Raw genomic sequence first — 729 nt, 5'->3', positions numbered from 1 at the left:
GGGGTGCAGAGTAAGCTTTCGTCGGATGATTGCGATAAAGTGATACTGGCACATTTGTGTGGGAAAATGCTTCAGCGCCACGTCAAGACCGACCCCTCCATCAGTTACCACTGCCAATATCTTATAGCCCCCTTCCTCTATCCTTTTAAGGGCTGCTGCGTAGTCCTCTTTGCTTTCGTGAGAGATCCACTCCCGATAGAGTATGCAACCACTATTGTCGTCCAATGCAACGATTAGTCCTTGGTTTCTACCCCAATACGTCGCATCTATGTGAATAACTCCCTCGCTTAATTTGGGTGTCTTAAAGTCAACTGAGACCTCTTGCAGTCTCCGTTTTATCGTGCTCGGACTTACTCCAAGTGCTTCTGCGATTTTAGCCTGAGACAAGCCACTCTGGTACAAGTCCCATATCTGCTCCTTACTTATGTGCCTCTTCCCTGTGAACGATGAGCCACAGTTCTTGCACAAATATCTCTTGTGTGTACCCCTGCGTCCATGACTAATCACGCAGAGACTCCCACACTTCGGACATTTTTTGGTTCATTTTTTCGCCTTTTCAAATGCTCAAAGATACGACAAACACTACGTTATCCTCCTATATCACCCACCATTTTGACCTATACTTTCGCATTGGCTCGATTTTAACACCTCAAAGCTTTTCAAACCCTTGTATGTCTCTCTATACCTAGAAAAGGCCACTGTCGCACCCACCATTTTGACCTATAAGTC

Annotated in this window: 1 protein-coding gene; it reads right to left on the bottom strand. The window is 45.8% G+C overall.

The features are described from left to right. The coding region (locus HMPREF2890_RS02335; RefSeq protein WP_070464753.1) for an IS256 family transposase, variant Zn-binding type at positions 1-468 on the bottom strand (468 nt) is incomplete at its 3' end. Between the last annotated feature and the right edge of the window lie 261 nt (positions 469-729).

Source organism: Porphyromonas sp. HMSC065F10 (assembly GCF_001808555.1).
Lineage (GTDB): Bacteria > Bacteroidota > Bacteroidia > Bacteroidales > Porphyromonadaceae > Porphyromonas_A.
This window is presented reverse-complemented; position numbering and strand designations above follow the sequence as displayed.